The sequence below is a fragment of the Actinomycetes bacterium genome (assembly GCA_035506535.1).
Taxonomy (GTDB): Bacteria; Actinomycetota; Actinomycetes; order DATJPE01; family DATJPE01; genus DATJPE01.
This window is the reverse complement of the sequence record DATJPE010000073.1, coordinates 25787-47470: the sequence shown is the minus strand read 5'-3', so window position 1 is coordinate 47470 and position 21684 is coordinate 25787. Positions and strand designations below refer to the sequence as shown.

Below are 21684 nucleotides of genomic sequence, written 5' to 3'. Positions count from 1 at the left end.
ACAGGAGCACTCACTGTGCACAGGAGCACTCACTGTGCACAGGAATACTCAGCGTGCACAGGAGCACTCAGCGTGCGCAGCAGTCGCGCACCGGGACGTCAGAACAGGGCGGACGCCAGCGCCGTACGTGCCCGCGCGACCCGGGCGTCATCGGGCGGGAGCATCTCGAAGAACTCGACCAGCCGCCCGCGGTAGGCCTCGCGCTCCTCCCCCGAGCTTCGCCGGACACCGGCCACGAGCCGGTCGAAGGCGGCGTCGAGGTTGCCGGTCGCGAACTCGATGTCCGCCGCGGCCAGCTGCGGCCCCACCGCCTGGTCTCGCCCCGCCTCCGCGAGGACCACCTCGGGCGCTCGTCCAGCCACCCGGCGCAGCAGTCCCACCGTGGCCAGCCCCGCACGGGCATCGGCGTCGCCGGGCCGCTCGGCGAGCAGGGCCTGGTACGCCGCCTCGGCGGCGTCGAGGTCCCCCGCGTCGAGGGCGTCGGCCGCGGCGTCGAGGTGCGGGTCGACGCCCTGGACGGGCTCCCCCGCACCGGCCGACGCGAGCTGCTTGACCTGGTCCAGGAAGGCCCGCACGTCGGGCTCGGGGAGCGCCCCGGTGAAGCCGGGCACGAGCTGGCCCTGCCAGACCACGTGCACGGTCGGGATCGACTGCACCTGGGCGGCGGCGGCCAGTCGCTGGTTGGCGTCGACGTCGATCCGAGCGAGGACCCAGGCGCCGTCGTCGGCCTCGGCCGCACGCTCGAGGATCGGGGAGAGCGTCCGGCACGGCTGGCACCAGGTGGCCCAGAAGTCCAGGACGACCGGAACGGTCATCGACCGGTCGACGACCTCCGCCTGGAAACTGCCCTCGGTGACGTCCACCACGACGGGCGCCGGGGAACCGCCCTCGGCCTGCTGGTGGGCACGGGCCTGGGCGCGCTCCTCGGCGGCTCGCTGGGCGGCGAGCGCCGCCAGGTCGACGGCACCGTAGGCGGCGAAGCTCGGCTGGGTCATGGCGGCATTCTCACCCAGCGGCGGCCGACCCGTCGCGCCCGGTGTCCGCGCGGGCGTCGAGACGAAGCGGACCCGGTGCGGCTGGTGGCCGGTGCCGCGCTCAGTCGGCTCGGGCCGCGAGGAGCAGGTCCGCGGCGGTCCACGGGTCCAGCTCCCCGGCAACGACGCGGCGGGCCAGCTCGGTGAGCGGCTGCTGCCCGTCGAGCTCGGGTACCGCGGAGCGGGTCAGGTGGGCGAGGGCTAGCGCGGCGATCTCCCTGGCCGCGCGGGCTTCGCGCCGGCGGGCCAGCTCGCCGCTGCGACCGGCCCAGGCGGCGTGGGCGTCGAGGGCGGCCAGGAGGTCGGGGATCCCCTCGTCCGTCGTGGCGACGGTGCGCACGACTGGGCGCGCCCAGTCGGCGGCCGCGCGTGGTACCACGCCGAGCACCTGGCGCAGCTCCTTGACCACCGCCTCCGCCCCGTCACGGTCGGCCTTGTTCACCGCGTACACGTCCCCGACCTCGAGGAGCCCGGCCTTGGCCACCTGGACCGCGTCGCCGGAGCCAGGCGCCAGCAGGACGAGGACGGTGTCGGCGGTGCCGGCCACCTCCACTTCGGACTGCCCCACGCCGACGGTCTCGATGAGAACGGTGTCGAACCCTGCGGCGTCGAGCAGGCGGAGCACCGCCGGTGTGGCCACGGCGAGGCCGCCGAGATGGCCTCGAGCCGCCATCGAGCGGACGTAGACGGCCGGGTCGGTCGCGTGCTCCTGCATGCGGATCCGGTCGCCCAGCAGCGCGCCCCCGCTAAACGGCGAGGACGGGTCGACGGCGATGACACCCACCCGCTCACCGCGTCTGCGCAGGTGGCGCACCAGGGCCGAGGTCGTCGTGGACTTGCCGACGCCGGGTGCGCCCGTGACACCGATGACACGCGCGCGCTCGCCGTAGGGTGCCAGCGCGACGGCGATCTCCCGGTGGGGGCCGTCGGGGCGCTCGAGCAGGCTCACCAGGCGGGCGAGGGCCCGTGCCTGCCCCGCACGCGCCTGCTGCAGGAGTGCGGCGACCTCGGGCGCCGCGGGCTCGTTCAGGACGAGGGCACCCGCAGCAGCAGGGCGTCGCCCTGGCCCCCGCCGCCGCACAGGGCCGCAGCGCCGAGCCCGCCGCCACGACGACGCAGCTCGAGGGCGAGGTGCAGGGCGATGCGGGCCCCCGACATGCCGATCGGGTGACCGATGGCGATGGCACCCCCATTGACGTTGACCTGCTCGTCGCCCAGGCCGAGCCTGCGCTGCGACACCAGGCCGACCGCCGCGAAGGCCTCGTTGATCTCGACCAGGTCGAGGTCGGCGGGCGTCAAGCCCTCTCGGGCGAGCGCCTTCTCGATCGCGTTCGCGGGTTGCTCGTGCAGGCTGGCGTCCGGTCCGGCCACGACTCCGTGGGCACCGATCTCCGCGATCCAGCCCAGTCCCAGCTCCTCGGCCTTGGCCCGACTCGTGACGACGACGGCGCACGCTCCGTCGGAGATCTGGGACGCCGATCCGGCGGTGATCGTCCCGTCCTTGGCGAAGGCCGGGCGCAGCCGGCCGAGCGACTCGACGGTGGTGTCGGCGCGCACCCCTTCGTCCTCGGCGAATGCGAGCGGCTCCCCGCCGCGCTGGGGGATCTGCACCGGGACGATCTCCTCGTCGAAGAGGCCGTTCTTCGCGGCCTGCGCGGCCCGTTGGTGCGAGCGCGCGCTGAACGCGTCCTGCTCCTCGCGCGTCAGCGCGTACCTGGCGTTGTAGCGCTCCGTGGACAGCCCCATCGGCACCTGGTCGAAGGCGCAGAACAACCCGTCGTAGGCCATCGAGTCGACGACGGTCGAGTCGCCGTACTTCACACCCTCGCGCATGCCGGTGAGCAGGTGGGGCGCGCGCGTCATCGACTCCATGCCGCCGGCGACGACGATCTCGAACTCACCCGCGCGGATGAGCTGGTCGGCCAGCGCGATCGAGTCCAGCCCGGACAGGCAGACCTTGTTCACCAGCATCGAGGGCACGTCCATGGGAATGCCCCCCTTGACCGCCGCCTGGCGGGCGGGCAGCTGGCCGACGCCCGCCTGCAGGACCTCGCCGAGGATCACGTAGTCGACCTGGTCGCCGCGGACGCCGGCACGGTCGAGAGCCGCCGTGATGGCGATGCCCCCCAGCTCGGGAGCCGAGAAGCCCTTGAGCGAGCCGAGCAGCCGGCCGACGGGCGTACGGGCGCCGGCGAGGATGACCGAGGGGTTCGAGCTGGCGGAGCTGGTGACAGACATAGGGACAGAAGCCTCCTGACCGCACGGGGTCCTCCTGCCACGATACCGAGCCAAGGGCCGCCGGCCGCCGGAGGAGGAGCTCGTGATCACACGAATCGACCACGTGGGGGTGGCGGTGGCCGACCTCGAGGCCGCCAAGGCGTTCTACGCCGAGACCTTCGGTCTGGTCACCGTCCACGAGGAGGACAACGAGCAGCAGGGCGTCCGCGAGGCCATGCTCGCCGCGGCGCCCGACGTCGACGGGCCCGGTGCCCGCCTGCAGCTGCTGGCGCCGATGACCGCCGAGTCGGTGATCGCCCGCTTCCTCGACAGGAGCGGCCCGGGGCTGCACCACCAGGCCTGGACCGTGGACGACATCGACGCCACCAGCGCTGACCTCCGCGCCCGCGGCCTGCGCCTGCTCTACGACGAGCCGAGGCGCGGGACATCGGGGTCTCGGATCAACTTCGTGCACCCCAAGGACGCCGGGGGTGTCCTCGTCGAGCTCGTCGAGCCGGCTCGCTAGACCCCTCGCGGGCCGGGCGTCGAGGGTGCCCTGGACGGGTCGCTACGTGGGGCCGCGCAGGTCGTCGTGGCGCTGCATGGGGCCGTGCCAGGTGTGCGGCAGCGGTACGGCCTGCGGGCCCACCACGACCGCGACCACCTCGTCGAGGACCCGGCGGACGTACGGCTCGCCGACCCACAGGTGCTTGGCCCCCTCGACCCCCACGACCTGGGCCTGGGGGACGCGCGCGAAGTGCTCGCGTGCCGCATCCGGTCGCAGGTAGTCGTCCAGCTCCGGGACCAGGGCGACGAGCGGCCGGCCGTCTGCCGCCCACCGGTCGAGGTCGGCGTCGCTCGCCCTGCGCAACGGCGGGGAGAGCAGGATGGCCCCGACGACGCGCGGGTCGAGGCCGTGACACAGGGCCACCTCGGTGCCGAAGGACCAGCCCAGCAGCCAGGCACGGGGAAGCCCGCGGGCGGCCACGGTGTCAAGAGCGGCGAGCAGGTCGAGCCCCTCGGCGTTCCCGCCGTCGAAGTGCCCCTCGCTCGTGCCCGCCGCGCTCGTCGTGCCTCGCGTGTTGAACCGCAGCACCGCGAGCCCGGCCAGGGCGGGCAGGCGCCACGCGGCCTTGCGCAGGACGTGGCTGTCCATCATCCCGCCGTGCGTCGGGAGGGGATGCAGGCAGACGAGGGTGGCCACCGGCGGCCGGTCCTCGGGGGTGGCCAGCTCGCCGACCAGGCGCAAGCCGTCGGAGGTGAGCAGGGTGAGCGGCTCCCGCTGCGCAGGCAGCACGGTGGTGGCCCGGATCTCGTCCATGGTCGGGCGAGGTTACCGACGTGGCGCCCGGCGTCCTCGGGCCGACCAGCAGGGCGTGTGCCAGTGCCGACGCTCCGAGGATCTGTCGGACCCCTCGTCCAGCGGCCAGGCCACCACGTGCGGGGTGGCCGGCCGGATCTCCTGGTCGCAGCCGGGACAGCGGTAGGTCTTCGTCGACGACGAGCCGGTGATGCGCCGTACCACCCACTCCCCGTCGGGATGGGTCTCCACCGCCTGCGCTGCGCCCCCGGGCTGCGGGCCGGCGGGCTCGCGGCGCCGTGAGTGGCGTCGAGGCATGGGTCCAGTCTGCGCGCCGGGTCACCGGCGCGCGCACGGACGTGCCAGGGTGTCGAGGCGTGGCAGCTGCCGACCCCTCCTCACGGCGCGGCTTCGCGTCGGACAACGCCGCCGGCGTCCACCCGCGGGTGCTCGAGGCACTCGCCTCGGCCAACGTCGGGCACGCCGTGGCCTACGGCGACGACGACTGGACCGAGCGGGCGGTCGCGCAGATCCGCGAGGTGCTCGCCGCCCCCGACGCCGAGGTCCTGCTGACGGTCAACGGCACGGGGGCCAACGTCGTCGGACTCGCCTCCCTGCTGCGCCCGTACGAGTCGGTGCTGTGCACTCACCTGGCCCACATCGCGGTCGACGAATGCGGGGCCCCGACACGGTTCAGCGGTTCGACGCTGGTGCCCCTCGCCTCCGACGACGGCCTGCTGGACCCGGTCCTGGTCGAAGCCGCGATGCACGGGGTGGGTGACCAGCACCACACGCAGCCGCGTGTGGTGAGCGTGAGCCAGTCGACCGAGGTCGGCACGCTCTGGCGACCGGATCGGCTGCGGGAGCTGGCGGACGTCGTCCACGAGCACGGCCTGCTGCTGCACATGGACGGCGCCCGGCTGGCCAACGCCGTCGCCGGACTCGGTGGCGACGTCGCCGGAGCCGTGAGTGGCGTCGACGTGCTGAGCTTCGGGTTCACGAAGAACGGCGCGATGATGGGTGAGGCGGTGGTCTGGCTCGATCCCAGGCTCGCCGAGCACGCGAGGTACGTCCGCAAGCAGGCGACGCAGCTCGCGAGCAAGCACCGCTTCGTCGCGGCCCAGGTGACGGCGCTGCTGAGCGACGGCCTGTGGCTCGACCTGGCCGGGCACGCCAACGCCATGGCCCGACTCCTCGCCGACGGGGTGCGTGACGTGGTCGAGCTCAGCCGAGAGCCGGAGGCCAACGCCGTCTTCGCCCGCCTGCCCGACGACGCCATCGAGGCGCTGCGGGCACGCTGGCCGTTCTACGTGTGGGACCCCTCTGTCGGCGAGGTCCGGTGGGTCGCCGCCTGGGACGTCACCGAGGCCGACGTGGACGCCTTCGCGGCCGACGTACGCGCATCCGTCGGGGCCTGACGGGGTGTCGATGAGCGAGGACGGCGGCTGCCTGCTCGCCCGCGTGCACTGCCCTCGAGCGGGCAACCGTGGTGCAGATCCGGGACCCTCGTCGCCGGGCTCGCCACCGACGCCGAGATCGACCGGCACCTCGCCGACATCGCCTCGGGCACCATGGACCTCGCGACCGCTCCGCTGGTCAGCGCCTGGGGCCGGCGCCCCGGCTAGGCGGGTCGCACCGTGCGGCGGCCGGCGGCGACGTAGTCCGCCAGCATGGTGACGGGCTCCACGCCCAGCTGTCGAAGGCCCGCCACGACAGCGGGAAGCCCCCGGTCGTCGGCCTCCTCGACCGGTCCGCGCGGGAAACCGCAGCCCTCGCGCATGGCCGTGTCGACGTCATCGGCGCTCGCGTAGCCGTCCTGCACCATGCGCAGCGCCTCGTTGAGGTACGGCAGCACGAGCGCGTCGGCCACCCCGGGCACCGGCGCCGCCTCGCCACCCGAGTCGACGACGGTCCCGCTGCCGGGACGCTCGTAGGTCCAGTACCCGCGTCCGCTCTTGCGCCCCAGCCGGCCCTCGGCCACCAAGGCCGCGAGCCCCGGCGGAACGACGTAGCGCGGCGACGCCGCGGCCAGGACCCCGAAGATGGCGAGGGCGACGTCCAGACCGATCAGGTCGAGCAGGGCGAGTGGTCCCATCGGCATCCCGGCCGCTACCAGCGAGGCGTCGAGCTCGTCGCGAGCCACCTGGCCGGCGTCGAGCAGCGCGACGGCGTCGCCGAGGTAGCCGAGCAGGAGCGCGTTGGCGACGAAGCCGGGACGGTCGCCCACGACGATCGGGCTCTTGCCCACCGCGACTGCGAGGTCACGCACGCACGCCACCGCCTCAGGGTCGCTGTGCACCGTCGTCACCACCTCGACGAGACGGAGCACGGGTGCCGGGTTGAAGAAGTGCATCCCCACCACTCGATCGGGCCGCCCGGTCGACTCCGCCAGGTCGGTCACCGGCAGGGAGGAGGTGTTCGTCGCGATGACGGCACCGGGCGCGAGGACCCGGTCCAGGGCGGCCAGCACCTCTCGCTTGAGGTCCAGGACCTCGGGCACGGCCTCGACGGCGAGGTCGACCGAGGCCAGGTCTCCGACATCACTGCTCCAGGTCACCCGGGCGAGCAACGCGGCCCGGTCCTCCTCCGAGAGCCGGCCCCGGGCGAGCGCCCGGCCCGTGGACGCCTCGAGGATCCCGCGTCCCCGCTCGAGGAACTCTGGCGTCGCCTCGACCCCGACCACGGGCAGGCCCGCGCGGGCGAAGACCTCCACGATGCCGGCGCCCATGGTCCCGAGCCCGACGACCCCGACCCGATCGACCCGCATGCCACCCTCCCGTGACGACGTCGCTGGAGTGTCGCAGACTGTCCTTCCGAGGTGAGGAGCGCCATGACGAGCGTGCTGACGACCTACGACCCCGCGACCGAGCAGGCCATCGAGGTCTTCCCTGTCCACGACGCGGCCTCCGTGGCGGAGGTCGTCGACCGGGCAAGGGTCGCGGCCCGGTGGTGGGAGGACATCGGCGCCGAGGAGCGCCGGGCGCGCCTGCTCGCCTGGAAGGGCGTCGTGGTGCGCCGACTGGACGAGCTGGCCCAGCTGGTGCACCGGGAGAACGGCAAGCCGCTGGCGGACGCGCAGCTGGAGATCCTCGCCTGCGTCGACCACATGGACTGGGCCGCCCGCAACGCGGCCCGGGTGCTTCGCCGACGCCACGTGCGCCGTTCGCTGCTCATGATCAACCAAGCCGCGACGCTGGAGTACCTCCCGCTCGGCGTCATCGGCGTGATCGGGCCGTGGAACTTCCCGGTGTTCACGCCGATGGGGTCGATCGTCTACGCCCTCGCAGCCGGGAACGCGGTGGTGTTCAAGCCCTCGGAGCTCACCCCCGCCGTCGGGTCGTGGCTGGTTCGGACCTTCGGCGAGGTCGTGCCCGAGCAGCCCGTGCTGCAGCTGGTCACCGGTGACGGGTCTACCGGCACCGCACTGTGCCGCTCAGGGGTCGACAAGATCGCTTTCACCGGGTCGACGGCGACCGCGAAGACGGTCATGGCCACCTGCGCCGAGACGCTCACCCCCGTCCTGCTGGAGTGCGGCGGCAAGGACGCGCTCATCGTCGACGCCGACGCCGACCTCGACGCTGCGGCCGACCAGGCGGCATGGGGTGCCTTCGCCAACGCCGGCCAGGCCTGCATCGGCATCGAGCGCGCCTACGTCCACCAGTCGGTGTACGACGCCTTCGTCGAGCGTCTGCTGGCCAGGGTCACCGCCCTGCGACCGGGGTCGGACCCGCAGGCGGCGTACGGGCCACTGACCTTGGCCCGGCAGGCGTCGGTCGTCCGCGAGCACGTCGCGGACGCGCTCGGGCGGGGCGGCCGGCTCCGGATCGGCTCCCTCGAGGGGGTGCGCGACCGCCTCGCCGGGCCGATCGTGATCGAGGACGCGCCCGAGGACTGCCTCGCGGTGACCGACGAGACCTTCGGCCCGACCCTGACCATCACCCGGGTCCGCGACGCCGAGGAGGCGGTCGACCGCGCCAACGCCTCGCGCTACGGCCTGGGCGGCGCCGTCTTCTCGCGCACCCGTGGCGTCGAGCTCGCCCGACGGATGCGCTCGGGGATGACCGCGGTCAACTCGGTGTGGAGCTTCGCCTTCGTGCCTGGCCTGCCCTTCGGCGGCGTCGGTGACTCCGGGTTCGGCCGCGTGCACGGCGAGGACGGGCTGCGCGAGTTCACCCGCCCCAAGGCGATCACCCGTCAGCTGTTCTCGGTCCCGGTCCCGTTGACCACCTTCGACCGCAAGCCTGAGCACCTCGCCCTGGTGCTCAAGGCGACGACGCTGCTGCACGGGCGGCGGCCACGTCGGCGAGGGTGATCACGGTCGCCGTGCGGCCCGGCTCGCTCGCGAGCGGCTCGCGGCCCCTGATGAGATCGGCCGCCCGCTCGGCCACGGCGATCGTCGGCGCGTTCGTGTTCCCGCGCGGCACGGTCGGCATCACCGACGCGTCGACCACCCGAAGGCCGTCGAGCCCGCGGACCCGGCACGACGGGTCGACCACGGCGTCTCGCCCGGCGCCCATCGCGCACGTCCCCACCGGGTGGTAGAGGGTCTGCGCGAACTGGCGGACCGCCGCCGCGACGGCCCCCTCGTCCTCGGCCTCCCCGCCCGGCAGCACCTCCTCGGCGAGCATCTCCCGCAGCGGCGACTTCGCCGCGATGCGCTGCGCGAGCTGCACACCGGCGAGCAGGGTGTCGAGGTCGGCCCGCTCGCTCAGGTACGCCGGGTCGATCAGCGGCGCCCACCGCGGGTCGGGACCGGCCAGGCGCAGGGAGCCCCGCGCCGCCACGCTCACGAGCGTGGCCCCGATGGTGAAGCCGCGGTAGCGCGGTTCCCCGCGCGCGTTGTCGACGAAGCCGACCGGCGCGACGTGCAGCTGCAGGTCCGGAGCCGGGAGCCCTGCCCTCGTGCGCACGAAGGCCGCACCCTCGGCCACCGGCGAGGTCAGCGGGCCACGGCCGAAGAGCTGCCACTGCGCGAGACGCAGCGCGTTCTCGTGGTCGTAGAGGTCGCTCGTCCCGGTGGTCCGCCAGATCGCGCCCGCCGCCAGGTGGTCCTGCAGGTTGGCGCCGACTCCCGGCAGGTCGGCGACCACGCCGATGCCGTGCTCCCGCAGGTGCTCGGCCGGCCCCACGCCGGAGAGCATGAGCAGCTGAGGGCTGTTGACCGCCCCTCCGGCCAGCACGATCTCGTCGGCGTAGACGTGGTGCGACTGCCCCTCGCGGACGTACTCGACGCCCACCGCCTGCACGTGGTTGAACAGCACCCGGGTCACCAGCGCGCCGGTCACGAGGTCGAGGCCGGGGGGCGTGGGGCGCAGGTACGCGCTCGCCGCGGACCAGCGCCGCCCGCGCCGCTGCGTCACCTGGTAGAGGCCGACCCCGTCCTGCTCGGGGCCGTTGACGTCGTCGTTGAGCGGCAGCCCCTCGGCGATGGCGGCGCGCAGGAACGCGCGGGTGAGCGGGTGCGGAGAGCGTTGGTCCTCGACCCGCAGCGGACCCCCGACCCCGTGGTAGTCCGAGGGGCCACGGGCGTTGTCCTCGGCCTTGCGGAAGTACGGCAGGAGATCGGCGTAGCCCCACCCGGTGCAGCCGTGGACGTCACGCCAGGTGTCGTAGTCCAGCGGGTTGCCACGCACGTACAGCATGGCGTTGATCGACGACGACCCGCCGACGACCCGACCACGCGGCCATTCGAGCCGACGCCCGTCCAGGTGCGCCTGCGGGGTCGTCGAGTACGACCAGTCGTAGGTGGTCCGGAACAGCTGGGAGAACGCGGCCGGGATGGTGATGCGCTGGTCGTCGTCCGGCCCGCCCGCCTCGAGCAGGAGCACCTTCGCGCCGGCGTCCTCGGTGAGGCGCCCGGCGAGGACGCAGCCGGCGCTGCCCGCCCCCACCACGATGACGTCGTACATGGCCGCAACCTAGCGCGCGTGGCCCCGGCATGGCTGCGCCCACCCGATCCCTTCCGAATGAACGCGGCATTCCTCCAATAGGTCCGCAACAACGCCGCGTTCATCCGGAAGGGGGTGGGTCGGTTAGCGTGCCGGAGTGCGTCTGGTCGTGGCCCGCTGCAGCGTGGAGTACGCCGGACGCCTGCAGGCGCACCTGCCGAGCGCCGTACGGCTGCTCATGGTGAAGGCCGACGGCTCGGTCCTCGTGCACGCCGACGGCGGTTCGTACAAGCCGCTGAACTGGATGAGCCCGCCCTGCACGCTGCGTCAGGAGGTCGACGCTGCCGGGACAGGCACCTGGACGGTCACCAACCGCGCGGACGAGCGGCTGGTCGTCACGGTGGAGGAAGTCCTGCACGACGCCACCCACGACCTCGGGACGGACCCGGGCCTGACCAAGGACGGTGTGGAGGCACACCTGCAGGAGCTGCTGGCCGAGCACGTGGAGACCTTCGGCACCGGCTGGCGCCTGGTCCGTCGCGAGTACCCCACGCCGATCGGGCCGGTCGACCTCCTCTGCCGAGACGCCGCGGGAGGAGCGGTCGCCGTCGAGGTCAAGCGTCGGGGCGAGATCGACGGTGTGGAGCAGCTGACCCGCTACCTCGAGCTGCTCAACCGCGACCCGTTGCTCGCCCCCGTCCGCGGCGTCCTCGCGGCCCAGGAGATCAAGCCGCAGGCCCGGGTCCTCGCGACCGATCGTGGCATCGGCTGCGTCAGCATCGACTACGACGCGCTCCGCGGGCTCGACGACCCGAGCGCGCGGTTGTTCTGACGCCTCCGGGGCGGATCGAACCGTCGACGAGGTGTGAGAGGGTCGAGAGCCGTGGACGATGAGCTCGCGATCAGCGTCCGCGGCCTGGTCCGTAGCTACGGCGACTTCCGCGCCGTCGACGGGGTGGACCTCGACGTGCGCCGCGGTGAGATCTTCGCCCTCCTGGGGCCGAACGGCGCGGGCAAGACCACGACGGTGGAGATCCTCGAGGGCTACCGCCACCGGGACGAGGGCACCGTCTCGGTACTGGGCCACGACCCCGCGGCGCCGACGCGGGCCTGGCGGGCGCGGCTGGGCATCGTGCTGCAAGGCAACGGCGACCTCCAGCAGCTCACGGTCACCGAGATCGTGCACCACTTCGCGAGCTTCTACGCCAACCCGCGCAACCCCGAGGAGGTGATCGACGCCGTGGGGCTCGCCGACAAGCGGGCCAGCCGTACCGCGAACCTCTCCGGGGGTCAGCGGCGCAGGGTCGACGTCGCCCTGGGCATCCTGGGCCGTCCCGAGCTCATCTTCATGGACGAGCCGACGACCGGCTTCGACCCCCAGGCACGACGGCAGTTCTGGGACCTCATCGACAGCCTGCGCGCCGAGGGCACCACGATCCTGCTGACCACGCACTACCTCGACGAGGCGGAGCACCTGGCCGACCGGGTGGCGGTCATCGCGGCCGGCCGCATCCTCGAGGTCGCGACTCCGGAGACCCTCGGCGGGCGGGCCGAGGCCGAGGCCAGGGTGAGCTGGCTGGAGGACGGCGCGCCGCGGACGGTGGACACCGAGGAGCCGACCAAGCTGGTCGCGGAGCTGGCCGCACGCTACGGCGGGGAGATCCCCGGGCTGACCGTGTCCCGCCCGAGCCTCGAGGACACCTACCTCACGATGATCCGGCCCTTCCACGGGGAGGAGGCGTCGTGAGCGCACCCACCGCGGCATCGATGCCGACCGCCGCCGGCATCGCCATGGGTCGCTGGGTGATCGAGACCAAGCGGTTCCTCCGGCAGCGCGAGTCGGTCGTCTTCACCATCGGGCTCCCCGTCCTGCTGCTGGTCATCTTCGGCTCGGTGTTCAACAAGGACATCGCGCCCGGGGTGACGTACAGCCAGTACTTCGCCGCCGGGATGATCGCCTCGGGCCTGGTCAACAGCGGGTTCCAGGCCCTGGCCATCGGGGTGGGCATCGAGCGCGACAACGGCGGCCTCAAACGCCTGTCCGGCTCGCCGATGCCCAAGCCGTCGTACTTCGCGGGGAAGTTCCTCCTGGTTGCCACGATCTCGGCGCTCCAGATCGCGCTGCTCATGATCATCGGCATCGCGGCCTTCGGGCTCGACGTCCCCTCCGCCAAGGGCTGGATCACCCTCGCCTGGCTGTGGGCGCTGGGCGGGTTCACCTGCGCGCTGCTGGGGATCGCCTTCTCCTCCGTGCCCCGCGACGCCGAGTCGGCGCCCGCGATCGTCACGCCGATCGTGCTCGTGCTGCAGTTCATCTCCGGGGTGTTCTTCCAGTACGACCAGCTGCCGAGCTGGATGCAGCACGTGGCGGCGATCTTCCCGCTGAAGTGGCTGACCCAGGGGATGCGCTCGGTGTTCCTGCCCTCGAGCTTCCAGAGCCAGGAGGTGTCCGGCTCCTGGCAGCTGCCGCTGGTCTTCCTCGTGCTGGTGATCTGGGGTGTGATCGGCGCGGTGCTGTGCGTCCGCACCTTCCGCTGGCAGCGCCGCGGAGAGGACTGACGCGGGACCAGCCTCGCCGACTCCGCGCAGTCGGTGGGGGCCGTCAGGCCATGGAGGCGACATCGGCGGCGAGCAGCGAGCTCGCGCCGATGGACCCGCGCTTGACGTGCAGCACCCGGTGCAGGCGCGTCACGGCCAGCAGGCGCAGCACCGGCGGACGTACGCCGAGCAGGACCAGCCGGCGATCCCGGGACACCGCGCGGCGGTGGGTGGCGACGATGACCCCGAGCCCGACGGCGTCGAGCACCTCCAGCTCGCTGCAGTCGACGACGACGTCGTCGAGCGCGGCATCGAGGGCGATGGACAGTGCCTCGCGAACGTGCGCGCCGGTGGTCACGTCGAGGCGGGCGGGCATCACGTAGTCGGCGCGCAGGGGCATGGGGACCTCCTCGGCCGGGCGCCGCCACAGGGCCGTGACGGGGGAAGGCGCCGTGGACCGTGACGTGGGACGGTACGGCGTCCCGGTCGCCAGGCCCTCGCGACACGCGGTCGACGGGCCCACCATCCCCGCCGGGTGGTGGCCGGAGCCGCCGGCGGCCAGACTTGTGCCGTGGGCTCCTGGGGTGATCTGACGTACGCCCTCGGGCCGGCGGTGATCGTGCTGGTGATCGTCGCGCTGGCCCTCGTCCTGCGCTGGGCCTTCAGCCCGGGCGGCTCGCTGATCGCCCGCCCCAGCCGGCCGGGGCGGCCCGACGACTACGGCTTGCTCGTGCCGGTCGCCGCGCCCGGCAGCTACATCGAGGGCGAAATCATCCGGCGCCGCCTGGAGGAGGCCGGCCTGCGCGCCACGCTCGCGATGACCGAGGACGGACCCCGCGTCCTGGTCTTCCCCGCCGACCAGGCCCGCGCGGAGCGGGTGCTCGCCCGCAACAGCTGAAGCCGGCCGGGTCAGGCGAAGGGGTCGGGTTCGCGGGAGACCTCGGCCCCGAGCGCGCGCAGGGCCTCCACGAACCCCGGGTAGCCGCGGTCGACGTGGAAGGCGTCGCTCACCGTCGTCTCCCCCTCGGCGCACAGCGCCGCCACCACCAGCCCGGCGCCCGCGCGGATGTCGGTCGCGCGCACCGGCGCCGCCGACAGCCGCTCCTTGCCGCGCACGACCGCGTGGTGGCCGTCGGTCCGTACGTCGGCACCGAGGCGGACCAGCTCGTCCACGAACATGAACCGCGCCTCGAAGACGTTCTCCGTCACCATCGCCGCGCCCTCGGCGACGGCGTTGAGGGCGAGCACGATCGGCTGGAGGTCGGTCGGGAACCCCGGATAGGGCAGCGTCACCACGTCGATGGCCCGCGGCCGGCGGTCCATGGCGACGCGGAACCCGTCCGCGAGCCGCTCGACGTGCGCCCCGGTCTGGGTCAGCTTCTCCAGGGGCAGCTCGAGGTGCTCCGCCCTGGCGGCGCGCACGGTTACGTCACCACGGGTCATCGCGGCCGCGAAGGCATAGGTACCGGCGAGCATGCGGTCAGGGACCACTTCGTGGGCGACCGGGGTGAGGGCGTCGACTCCTTGGACCTCCAGGGTCGAGGTGCCAACCCCGTCGATCTGGGCGCCCATCTGCTGGAGCATCCGCGCCAGGTCGACGATCTCCGGTTCCCGCGCGGCGTTGTCGATGACGGTCGTGCCGTGGGCGAGCGTCGCCGCCATGAGCAGGTTCTCGGTCGCCCCCACACTGGGGAAGTCGAGGTAGATCGGCGCGCCGACGAGGCCGTCCGGTGCCCGGGCCACGATGAAGCCGTGCTCGCTGTCGACCACCGCTCCCATGCGCGCCAGCCCAGCGACGTGGAAGTCCAGGGGGCGCGAGCCGATGGCGTCCCCACCCGGGAGGGCCACCTCCGCGGCCCCGCTGCGCGTCACGAGCGGGCCGAGCACGTTGATCGAGGCGCGCATCCGGCGGACCAGGTCGTAGTCGGCCCGGTGGTCGATCTTCTCCGGCACGTCGACACGTACCGTCCCCGTCGCCGGGTCGTGGCCGACGGTGCAACCCAGGCGCCGGAGGAGCTCGGCCATGATCTCGACGTCGAGGATGTCGGGTACCCGAGTCAGGACCGTGGTGCCCGGGGCGAGAAGCGCGGCCGCCATGAGCTTCAGGGCGCTGTTCTTGGCCCCGGTCACGGCCACCTCACCGGCCAGACGCGCTCCCCCGACGACCCGGAACCGATCCACGCCGGAATCGTAAGGGTCACTCGGTCGCCCCCTACGCTGGCGACATGGTGAATCTGACCCGCATCTACACACGGACTGGCGACGACGGGACGACCTCTCTCGGCGACATGAGCCGCACCGACAAGAACGACCTGCGGCTGCGGGCCTACGCCGATGTCGATGAGGCGAACAGCGCGATCGGCTACGCACTCTCGCTCGGGCGAGCCCCGACGTCGATCGCCGAGGTGCTCCACCAGGTGCAGAACGACCTGTTCGACGTCGGGGCGGACCTGTGCACGCCCGTCGTGGCCGACCCGGCCGTCCCACCCCTGCGGGTCACCCAGGAGTACGTCGACGCGCTCGAGACGGCCTGCGACGAGCACAACGAGCGGCTGGAGAAGCTGCGGTCCTTCGTGCTGCCGGGGGGTACGCCGACCGCGGCCGCGCTGCACGTCGCCCGAACGGTGGTCCGTCGCGCAGAACGCGCCACGTGGGCTGCGCTGGCGCAGCACGAAGCGTCGATGAACCCCCTCACGGCGCGCTACCTCAACCGTCTTTCGGACCTGCTGTTCATCCTGGCGCGTGAGGCCAACAGCGCCACCGTCGGCGGTCCGGGTGACGTCCTGTGGCGCCCCGGGGCGAGGGGAGCCACGGCCCAGCCCGCCGGTTAGCCGGAGACCGCCTGGGCGCGGATCAGCAGCAGGTCCTCCGCGGCGAGCAGCGGCGACTGGATGCCGACCGTGCCGAGCACGCTGCCGGGCAGGGTGACGCCCTCGACCAGCCACCCCGGCGCGTGCTCGGGTGGCGAGCCGCTCGTCCCCGGCGGCTGCTGGGTGACCCGGTAGAGCCGCCGCGGGTCCAGCCCCGGAAGCGTGATCCGGCCGGGTGGCCAGGTGAGCCCGAGGTCGATGGCGACGAGGCGGTACAGGGCATCCGAACCGTCCTGGGCCACGACGCCCTCGAGGAGCAGCGCCGGGTCGAGCTGGTCGGCGTGGACGACCTCGCCGCTGTGCAGCAGTGGGCGCAGCTGCTTGTGCAGCTCCACCCACCGGGCGAGGGCCGCCAGCTCATCCTGCGGCACGCGGGTGAGGTCCCACTCGATGCCTAGGTGGCCGAAGATGGCGGTGCCCGCGCGCAGCCGAAGGGTGTGGGTGCGCCCCGTGCTGTGGTCGGGCGCGGAGCCCACGTGGGTCCCGACGAGCTCCGGCGGGAGAATCAGGGAACCCCAGCGCATCATCCGTTGCCGCTCGAGGGAGTCGATGCTGTCCGACGGCCAGATCCGGTCGGCGTAGTCCATGATCCCGAGGTCGATACGCCCGCCGCCGCCTGCGCACGACTCGATCTCGAGGCCCGGGTGCCGCGCCTTCAGCGCGGCCATGAGCGCATAGACGGCGCCGACCTGTCGCCGGACCCCGGGCGTCCCGTCCGGCTGGTGGCCCGCGTCGATGAGGCTTCGGTTGTGGTCCCACTTGATGTAGGCGATGTCGTACTGCTCCACAAGGGCCGCCATCCGCTCGAGCACGAACGCGTACGCGTCCGGGTGGCCGAGGTCGAGAACGTGCTGGTAGCGCGAGGGCAGGCCGGGACCGTGGTTCGTCGCGAAGATCCAGTCCGGGTGCGCTCGCGCCAGGTCGGAGTCCAGGTTGACCATCTCCGGCTCGAACCAGAGCCCGAACTCCATGCCCAGCTCGTGCACGCGGTCGGCAACCGGCCCGAGGCCGTTCGGGTACACGTGCTCGTCGACCACCCAGTCGCCCAGACCGGCGTGGTCGCTGCGGCGGTGGCGGAACCACCCGTCGTCCAGGACGAAGCGCTCGACGCCGATCCCGGCGGCGACCTCGGCGAGGGCGAGGAGCCGGGACACGTCGTGCTTGAAGTAGACCGCCTCCCACGTGTTGATGAGGACCGGGCGCGGCCGCCGGGGGTGTTGCGGACGGGCACGGAGGTGGCGATGGACTCGGCCGGCGAGGGCGTCCAGGCCCTCGCCCCACGATGCGACCAGCCACGGCCCCTGGTAGGTCTCGCCAGGGGCCAGGCGGACCTCTCCTGGCAGCAGCAGCTCGCCGCCACGCAGCAGCCGCCACCCGGTGGCCGACCGCTCGGCACTGAGCACCTGGTTGCCGCTGTAGGCGAGATGGACCCCCCACACCCGGCCGGAGCGGAAGCCGAATCCGGGTCGCCCCGCGCAGAGCATGGTGGCCGAGTCCAGGCCAGGCCGGCCTCCCCACGACTCGCGCACCCAGGCGCCGTAGCCGAACGGCCGTCGTTGCGGCGTCCGCTCGTGGGTGTGCCGCCCCGCCATGTCGAGCAGCTCCTCCGCCTCGGCGGGCACCGGCAGCGCGACGTCGACGCTGGTGACCTCGTACGGCTGCCCGCCGTCATTGCGTACGGCCGCCCGGACGCGCAGGAGCCCGCTGGCGAGCAGCTCCAGCTCGGTGGTGACGGTCAGTGCGCCGGGTCGGTCGGTCCCGACGCTGCGCAGGCGCACGGCCGCGGCGGGCCCGTCGGTCCACTCGGCGCTCCCCGCTTCGTGGACCTCGTGGGTCACGGCGTCGAAGGCCACCGACCAGTCACGGCCCGCGCGGCTGCCAAGGAGACCGGGGCGCCCGATCCAGCCCGAAGAGTGCTGCGGCAAGAGGGCAAGGGCGGCCTGCGAGCTCACCGCGCTGTCGAGGTAGGGCGGTCGCAGGGCCTGGGCCACGGCGCCGAGGTCCGTCGCGCTCAGCTCACCGAGATCCGGTCCCCAGTGCAGGACGCACGGCAACTCGGTCGGGCCGAGCCGCAGCACCACACTCGTCCCCGCTCGCCGCAGGTGCACGGTGTCGGGCTGGACATCCTCGTTCATGGAGCCGGCCACCACCCTGGGTCAAGGTCACGGGATGCCAGAGGCTAACCGACCCCGCACGGCGGGAGGGCCGCGCGCATGCTGGACGGGTGCTCGAGGAGATCGGCTCACCGGCACCCGCCCCCGGCCGCGGCCGGTGGCTCGCCCTGGCGTTGCTCGGCGTCACGGTCGCCGGCGTCATCGCCTGGCGAGTCGTGGACGCACACTCCCCGGCGCGGTCGAGCCAGTCGACCCCGACCCCATCTGCCTCGGCCGGAACCGTGATCGCGACCGGGTGTGAGAACCGCGTGACCACGCCCGCCATGAGCAGGCATCGCGGCGACTGGCCGAGTTTCGCCGCTCCCACCTCAGGTTCACCGGTGGGCCTCGACGTCCTCGCCGTCGGCCACAGCCCACTGTTGAGCATCGACCTGGCCACCGGCGTGGTCGACCGGCCCGTCGAGTGCGCCGGGGCCGTCGACTCGCTCGTCCCGGTCGGCGTCTCGTGGGCGCGCGTGATGGATGTGGTCGACCACGGCGTCCCCCGCGTCTGGTGGGTCGACCCCGGCCAGCGGCTGCGCCAGCTGGGCGGGACCGCGGGGGTGGCCTACGCCGTGGCTGGCACGGACAGCACCCTGCTCGTGGTCAGCCAGGGGGAGCTGGTTCGCTATCGCGAAGGCATGATCCAGGTCTCGTCGCGGCCGTGGCCGGGTCGCTACCGAGTCCTCGGTGAGGACGCGGACGGCTTGGTGGCTCTGGACCGTTCGGCTCAGCCGAACCGGCTGCTCGTGCTCGACCCGGCGGATGCGACCCCGCGCCGGGACCTCGGTCCGGTCCCGGGCGGGTCGCCGGTCCTGGTCGGACGGGCCCTGCTGTGGATCCAGTGGCGGTCCGACCGCCGCGGGATGGTGCTCCGGCGGGTCGAGACCAACGGTCGCGTGCTGTCGCCGCTCCCGGTCCCGGGGACGGCGACAGGGATCGACCCTCGCCGCATCGGTCTCAGCGTGTCGGCCGATCCCGCCAAGGTGGCTCTCGTCTATCCGAGCAGGGTCGGTCCGGTACGTGCGTACGTCGTCGATGGAACGCACGTGACTCCGATCACAGGCACCCCGACGACCGCCGCCGGCCTGGGGGCCGCCTGGACACCGGACACGCGCTGGCTCGTGCTCTCTGCGTCGAACGGCACCTTCGCGACCCTCGCGGTCCTGGACACCCGGGTTGACCGGCTCCAGACGATGCCCTGGGCCATCGCCCAGGAGGCTCCCCTCGACGACCTGGATGTGGCGACGGACGCGCTCGCCCGCTGGCGGACCGACCCGTCAGACCGATGAGTGCGCCCCAGGCGGCACGGCCTCCAGCCAGACCAGCAGTCCGGTCGCGGCCGCCTGGGGCATGGCCAGGTCGACCGGCCCGTCGCCGTCGCCGCAGGCGAGGACGATCGAGTCGTGCGGGAGGGCGTACGCCTCCATGCCGTGGGGGGTGCGTCGGTGCTCGATCGACAGCCGCCTGCGGTCCAACCGCTGTCGAGGCCTCGGGGACAGGCTGAACACCCGAAACCACTCGATGCTCTCGTCCGCGAACCGGGCGACGCCGAGGGTCCAGCCGCGCGGTGAGAGGTCGCGGGCGTGCCCCCGGCGAAGCGCGCAGGTGAAGGCACCCCCCGCACGCGTGAGCAACCGGCGCCGCAGGGCGAGGGCGCCCAGTCCCGTCCCGATGACGACGGCGACCACGATGGCGATCACGGCGACAGAGTCCAGCGCGACGGACAGGACCTCCTTGCCCATCGCACCCCCTGCCCAACGGCGCCTGAACGGCGCGTCCGGGCGGCCTATGCTAGCGTTCCGGCCTCGGCCCACCTGGGTCGGGGGCCGGCCATCTCACGGGTGGCCGTGCAGCAGGGATGGGCGTCGAGGACGTGCCATGGGGAAAGACTCGAATCCCTTTGTCCTGGCTGGGATCGGCGCGTTCAACGCGACGTGTTGGTTGTTGGGGATCGCTCTGGGATGGCTGCTCGACAGCCACCTCCACACGGTCCCTCTTTTCATGTTGTTGGGCTTGGTGGCCGGCGCCGCTCTCGGCGTGGTTGCCACACGCAAGGAAGTGCGCAGGTATCTGAACCAGTGACCCCAGACCGTCCCGACCCGGACGCGCCGGCCGCCCCCCAGCATCCGGCGGGTGAGGCCGACGTGGACCCTGTCGAGGCGATGAGCGAGGTCGCGCTGCAGACGCGGCGAGCCGTACTGCCCGCCGTCGTGATCGGCGTGGTGGCCCTGATCATCGGTTTCGTCATCGGCCAGCCGCTCGGCGGCATCGGGGTCTGCATCGGGCTCGGCCTGGGCATGCTGAACGCGCGGATGCTCCAGGACTCCGTCCAGCGGCGCTTCGAGATCCTCGTGGACAGCCCGGGCACGAAGACGCACTTCCTGTCCAGCGGCGCGGTGCGGCTGGCGTTGATCACGCTGGTCACCCTCGGGATCGTGATCCTGATTCGCCCCTTGGGCTTCGGCATCCTCATCGGGTTGGCTATCTTCCAGCTCACCATGATTGGGTTTGCTGCCGTGGCGATGTACAAGGCGGTGCGGGCATGACCGGACAGATGCCGGCCCTGACTCCGCCGCCCACGGCCACCATCCAGGTCGGCGACCACATCACCCGGCAGCTGTGGGGCCTGACGTTCAACGTCGACACGATGTGGGCCACCGTCATCGCCGGGGCGATCGTCGTGGTCCTCGGGCTCCTCACCGCGCGCAGCGCCAGCCACGAGGTCCCTGGGAAGCTCCAGGTGATCTTCGAGACGATCGTGACCCAGGTCGAGGACCAGGTCGGGCTGGACCTGCGCGAGCGCGCGCCGTTCGTGGTCCCCCTCGCCGTCACGATCTTCGTGTTCATCCTGTCCTGCAACTGGCTCTCGATCATCCCGAGCGGACACCATCCCGAGTTCCTGCCTCCGCCCACGGCGGACGTGAACCTCACCTACGCGCTCGGCCTGAGCGTCGGCGTGTGGTCGATCGTGACCGGCATCCGCGTGCGCGGCATGCGCCACTACCTGGCGCACCTGAAGGAGCCGTACGCCTTCCTGGCCCCGATCAACGTGCTCGAGGAGATCATCAAGCCGTTCACGCTGGCGCTGCGGCTCTTCGGCAACATCTTCGCCGGCACCGTGATGCTGCTCATCTTCACGCTGCTGCCTGCCTATGTGGTGTGGCTGCCCAACACGGTGTGGAAGCTCTTCGACCTGTTCATCGGGCTGATCCAGGCGTTCATCTTCGCCCTGCTGACCATCCTGTACTTCGGCACCGCGATCGGACCGAAGGAAGAGGCGCACTGACCTCTGGCCCTGGTGGTCCGCCACTGGGGTGCACCACGATCCGCTTTATCGGGATAATGCTCGCGCACCGCCCAAGATCCGTTTCAGAACCACCCGAGATCCAGACCCACCCAAGGGGAGACGATGGCTGCAGACCCTCAACTCGTATCGGCGATCAAGACCGCGGGCGGGTTGATCGCCGGTGGCCTCGCGCTCGGTGGCGGCGCCATCGGCGCGGCCATCGGTGACGGCGTCGCCGGCAACGCCTTGATCTCCGGCGTCGCCCGGCAGCCGGAGGCCCAGGCCAGGCTGCAGACGATCTTCTTCCTGACCGTCGGTCTGGTCGAGGCGGCGTACTTCATCAACCTCGCCTTCATGGCGCTGTTCGTCTTCGTCCTCGGCAAGTAGGTCTCCCC

Annotated in this window: 23 protein-coding genes and 1 pseudogene; 13 read left to right on the top strand and 11 right to left on the bottom strand. The window is 72.7% G+C overall.

Annotation, left to right across the window (positions count from 1 at the left end; all coding sequences use genetic code 11):
- Positions 1 to 98 precede the first annotated feature (98 nt).
- The 3 genes from VMI11_11635 to VMI11_11625 all read right to left on the bottom strand — a co-directional run bounded on the left by VMI11_11635 (position 99) and on the right by VMI11_11625 (position 3272).
- The gene (locus VMI11_11635) at positions 99 to 995 is read right to left on the bottom strand and encodes a tetratricopeptide repeat protein (GenBank protein HTY73059.1); all 897 of its coding nucleotides are present in this window, start codon (positions 993 to 995) and stop codon (positions 99 to 101) included.
- Positions 996 to 1095: 100 nt separating this feature from the next.
- Entirely contained in the window at positions 1096 to 2064 is a 969-nt protein-coding gene (gene meaB, locus VMI11_11630) for a methylmalonyl Co-A mutase-associated GTPase MeaB (GenBank protein HTY73058.1), read from the bottom strand.
- Positions 2061 to 3272 (bottom strand): acetyl-CoA C-acetyltransferase, encoded by a 1212-nt coding sequence (locus VMI11_11625; GenBank protein HTY73057.1) that lies wholly within the window; start codon positions 3270 to 3272, stop codon positions 2061 to 2063. Before VMI11_11625 ends, meaB begins: the two co-directional genes overlap by 4 nt.
- An 82-nt stretch (positions 3273 to 3354) precedes the next feature.
- Between VMI11_11625 and mce the strand changes: the two genes are divergently transcribed.
- A complete protein-coding gene (gene mce / locus VMI11_11620; GenBank protein ID HTY73056.1) occupies positions 3355 to 3777 on the top strand; it encodes a methylmalonyl-CoA epimerase in 423 nt (140 codons plus the stop codon).
- Between the two features lie 42 nt (positions 3778 to 3819).
- Here mce and VMI11_11615 read toward each other — a convergent pair whose 3' ends face one another.
- Complete coding sequence (locus VMI11_11615; protein HTY73055.1) at positions 3820 to 4572, bottom strand: alpha/beta hydrolase; 753 nt, start codon at positions 4570 to 4572, stop codon at positions 3820 to 3822.
- 12 nt (positions 4573 to 4584) lie between these two features.
- Positions 4585 to 4869, bottom strand: a complete 285-nt coding sequence (locus VMI11_11610; protein ID HTY73054.1) for a hypothetical protein — start codon at positions 4867 to 4869, stop codon at positions 4585 to 4587.
- 59 nt (positions 4870 to 4928) lie between these two features.
- Between VMI11_11610 and VMI11_11605 the strand changes: the two genes are divergently transcribed.
- The gene (locus VMI11_11605; GenBank protein HTY73053.1) at positions 4929 to 5969 is read left to right on the top strand and encodes an aminotransferase class V-fold PLP-dependent enzyme; all 1041 of its coding nucleotides are present in this window, start codon (positions 4929 to 4931) and stop codon (positions 5967 to 5969) included.
- A 35-nt stretch (positions 5970 to 6004) separates the two neighbouring features.
- Positions 6005 to 6176, top strand: a pseudogene (locus VMI11_11600) (SAM-dependent methyltransferase).
- On the opposite strand, the gene VMI11_11595 reads toward VMI11_11600, so the two are convergent.
- On the bottom strand, positions 6173 to 7318 hold the full coding sequence (locus VMI11_11595; protein HTY73052.1) for a 3-hydroxyacyl-CoA dehydrogenase NAD-binding domain-containing protein: 1146 nt from the start codon (positions 7316 to 7318) through the stop codon (positions 6173 to 6175). The pseudogene VMI11_11600 and the gene VMI11_11595 overlap by 4 nt on opposite strands.
- Positions 7319 to 7381: 63 nt before the next feature.
- Between VMI11_11595 and VMI11_11590 the strand changes: the two genes are divergently transcribed.
- Positions 7382 to 8863: an aldehyde dehydrogenase family protein gene (locus tag VMI11_11590; protein ID HTY73051.1), complete on the top strand. Its 1482-nt coding sequence runs from the start codon at positions 7382 to 7384 to the stop codon at positions 8861 to 8863.
- Here VMI11_11590 and VMI11_11585 read toward each other — a convergent pair.
- The gene (locus tag VMI11_11585; GenBank protein HTY73050.1) at positions 8814 to 10460 is read right to left on the bottom strand and encodes a GMC family oxidoreductase N-terminal domain-containing protein; all 1647 of its coding nucleotides are present in this window, start codon (positions 10458 to 10460) and stop codon (positions 8814 to 8816) included. The genes VMI11_11590 and VMI11_11585 overlap by 50 nt on opposite strands.
- Before the next feature lie 136 nt (positions 10461 to 10596).
- Here VMI11_11585 and nucS point away from each other — a divergent pair, with 136 nt between their 5' ends.
- From nucS to VMI11_11570, 3 genes are read left to right on the top strand one after another with little or no spacing between them, the layout of a single operon-like run.
- Entirely contained in the window at positions 10597 to 11271 is a 675-nt protein-coding gene (gene nucS, locus VMI11_11580; GenBank protein HTY73049.1) for an endonuclease NucS, read from the top strand.
- Positions 11272 to 11322: 51 nt separating this feature from the next.
- The gene (locus VMI11_11575; protein ID HTY73048.1) at positions 11323 to 12186 is read left to right on the top strand and encodes an ABC transporter ATP-binding protein; all 864 of its coding nucleotides are present in this window, start codon (positions 11323 to 11325) and stop codon (positions 12184 to 12186) included.
- Positions 12183 to 12998 carry an ABC transporter permease gene (locus VMI11_11570; protein ID HTY73047.1) on the top strand — a complete coding sequence of 272 codons (816 nt, stop codon included), beginning with the start codon at positions 12183 to 12185 and terminating at the stop codon, positions 12996 to 12998. Before VMI11_11575 ends, VMI11_11570 begins: the two co-directional genes overlap by 4 nt.
- A gap of 43 nt (positions 12999 to 13041) precedes the next feature.
- Here VMI11_11570 and VMI11_11565 read toward each other — a convergent pair whose 3' ends face one another.
- Positions 13042 to 13377 (bottom strand): STAS domain-containing protein, encoded by a 336-nt coding sequence (locus VMI11_11565; protein ID HTY73046.1) that lies wholly within the window; start codon positions 13375 to 13377, stop codon positions 13042 to 13044.
- Between the two features lie 171 nt (positions 13378 to 13548).
- Between VMI11_11565 and VMI11_11560 the strand changes: the two genes are divergently transcribed.
- Positions 13549 to 13875 carry a hypothetical protein gene (locus tag VMI11_11560; GenBank protein ID HTY73045.1) on the top strand — a complete coding sequence of 109 codons (327 nt, stop codon included), beginning with the start codon at positions 13549 to 13551 and terminating at the stop codon, positions 13873 to 13875.
- An 11-nt stretch (positions 13876 to 13886) separates the two neighbouring features.
- Here the strand turns inward: VMI11_11560 and murA are convergent, their stop codons facing one another.
- Entirely contained in the window at positions 13887 to 15158 is a 1272-nt protein-coding gene (murA, locus tag VMI11_11555; GenBank protein HTY73044.1) for a UDP-N-acetylglucosamine 1-carboxyvinyltransferase, read from the bottom strand.
- A gap of 44 nt (positions 15159 to 15202) precedes the next feature.
- On the opposite strand from murA, the gene VMI11_11550 reads away from it, so the two are divergent.
- A complete protein-coding gene (locus tag VMI11_11550; GenBank protein ID HTY73043.1) occupies positions 15203 to 15808 on the top strand; it encodes a cob(I)yrinic acid a,c-diamide adenosyltransferase in 606 nt (201 codons plus the stop codon).
- Here the strand turns inward: VMI11_11550 and VMI11_11545 are convergent.
- Complete coding sequence (locus tag VMI11_11545; protein ID HTY73042.1) at positions 15805 to 17982, bottom strand: alpha-galactosidase; 2178 nt, start codon at positions 17980 to 17982, stop codon at positions 15805 to 15807. The two genes, VMI11_11550 and VMI11_11545, sit on opposite strands and share 4 nt — an antisense overlap.
- A gap of 89 nt (positions 17983 to 18071) precedes the next feature.
- Here VMI11_11545 and VMI11_11540 point away from each other — a divergent pair, with 89 nt between their 5' ends.
- Complete coding sequence (locus tag VMI11_11540; protein ID HTY73041.1) at positions 18072 to 19292, top strand: hypothetical protein; 1221 nt, start codon at positions 18072 to 18074, stop codon at positions 19290 to 19292.
- Here VMI11_11540 and VMI11_11535 read toward each other — a convergent pair.
- Positions 19281 to 19745: a DUF2550 domain-containing protein gene (locus VMI11_11535; GenBank protein ID HTY73040.1), complete on the bottom strand. Its 465-nt coding sequence runs from the start codon at positions 19743 to 19745 to the stop codon at positions 19281 to 19283. The genes VMI11_11540 and VMI11_11535 overlap by 12 nt on opposite strands.
- 420 nt (positions 19746 to 20165) lie before the next feature.
- Here VMI11_11535 and VMI11_11530 point away from each other — a divergent pair, with 420 nt between their 5' ends.
- The 3 genes from VMI11_11530 (at position 20166) to VMI11_11520 (ending at position 21676) form a co-directional block, all read left to right on the top strand.
- Positions 20166 to 20549 carry a hypothetical protein gene (locus VMI11_11530; GenBank protein ID HTY73039.1) on the top strand — a complete coding sequence of 128 codons (384 nt, stop codon included), beginning with the start codon at positions 20166 to 20168 and terminating at the stop codon, positions 20547 to 20549.
- Positions 20546 to 21289 (top strand): F0F1 ATP synthase subunit A, encoded by a 744-nt coding sequence (gene atpB, locus VMI11_11525; protein HTY73038.1) that lies wholly within the window; start codon positions 20546 to 20548, stop codon positions 21287 to 21289. Before VMI11_11530 ends, atpB begins: the two co-directional genes overlap by 4 nt.
- A 123-nt stretch (positions 21290 to 21412) precedes the next feature.
- Positions 21413 to 21676 carry a F0F1 ATP synthase subunit C gene (locus VMI11_11520; protein ID HTY73037.1) on the top strand — a complete coding sequence of 88 codons (264 nt, stop codon included), beginning with the start codon at positions 21413 to 21415 and terminating at the stop codon, positions 21674 to 21676.
- Positions 21677 to 21684: the final 8 nt, after the last annotated feature.

Coding starts and splice junctions, on each gene's coding strand:
- VMI11_11635 (HTY73059.1), bottom strand. CDS start 995: ATGACCCAGCCGAGCTTCGCCGCCTACGGTGCCGTCGACCTGGCGGCG.
- VMI11_11625 (HTY73057.1), bottom strand. CDS start 3,272: ATGTCTGTCACCAGCTCCGCCAGCTCGAACCCCTCGGTCATCCTCGCC.
- VMI11_11615 (HTY73055.1), bottom strand. CDS start 4,572: ATGGACGAGATCCGGGCCACCACCGTGCTGCCTGCGCAGCGGGAGCCG.
- VMI11_11610 (HTY73054.1), bottom strand. CDS start 4,869: ATGCCTCGACGCCACTCACGGCGCCGCGAGCCCGCCGGCCCGCAGCCC.
- VMI11_11595 (HTY73052.1), bottom strand. CDS start 7,318: ATGCGGGTCGATCGGGTCGGGGTCGTCGGGCTCGGGACCATGGGCGCC.
- VMI11_11590 (HTY73051.1), top strand. CDS start 7,382: ATGACGAGCGTGCTGACGACCTACGACCCCGCGACCGAGCAGGCCATC.
- VMI11_11585 (HTY73050.1), bottom strand. CDS start 10,460: ATGTACGACGTCATCGTGGTGGGGGCGGGCAGCGCCGGCTGCGTCCTC.
- VMI11_11565 (HTY73046.1), bottom strand. CDS start 13,377: ATGCCCCTGCGCGCCGACTACGTGATGCCCGCCCGCCTCGACGTGACC.
- VMI11_11550 (HTY73043.1), top strand. CDS start 15,203: ATGGTGAATCTGACCCGCATCTACACACGGACTGGCGACGACGGGACG.
- VMI11_11545 (HTY73042.1), bottom strand. CDS start 17,982: ATGAACGAGGATGTCCAGCCCGACACCGTGCACCTGCGGCGAGCGGGG.
- VMI11_11535 (HTY73040.1), bottom strand. CDS start 19,745: ATGGGCAAGGAGGTCCTGTCCGTCGCGCTGGACTCTGTCGCCGTGATC.
- VMI11_11530 (HTY73039.1), top strand. CDS start 20,166: ATGAGCGAGGTCGCGCTGCAGACGCGGCGAGCCGTACTGCCCGCCGTC.
- atpB (HTY73038.1), top strand. CDS start 20,546: ATGACCGGACAGATGCCGGCCCTGACTCCGCCGCCCACGGCCACCATC.
- VMI11_11520 (HTY73037.1), top strand. CDS start 21,413: ATGGCTGCAGACCCTCAACTCGTATCGGCGATCAAGACCGCGGGCGGG.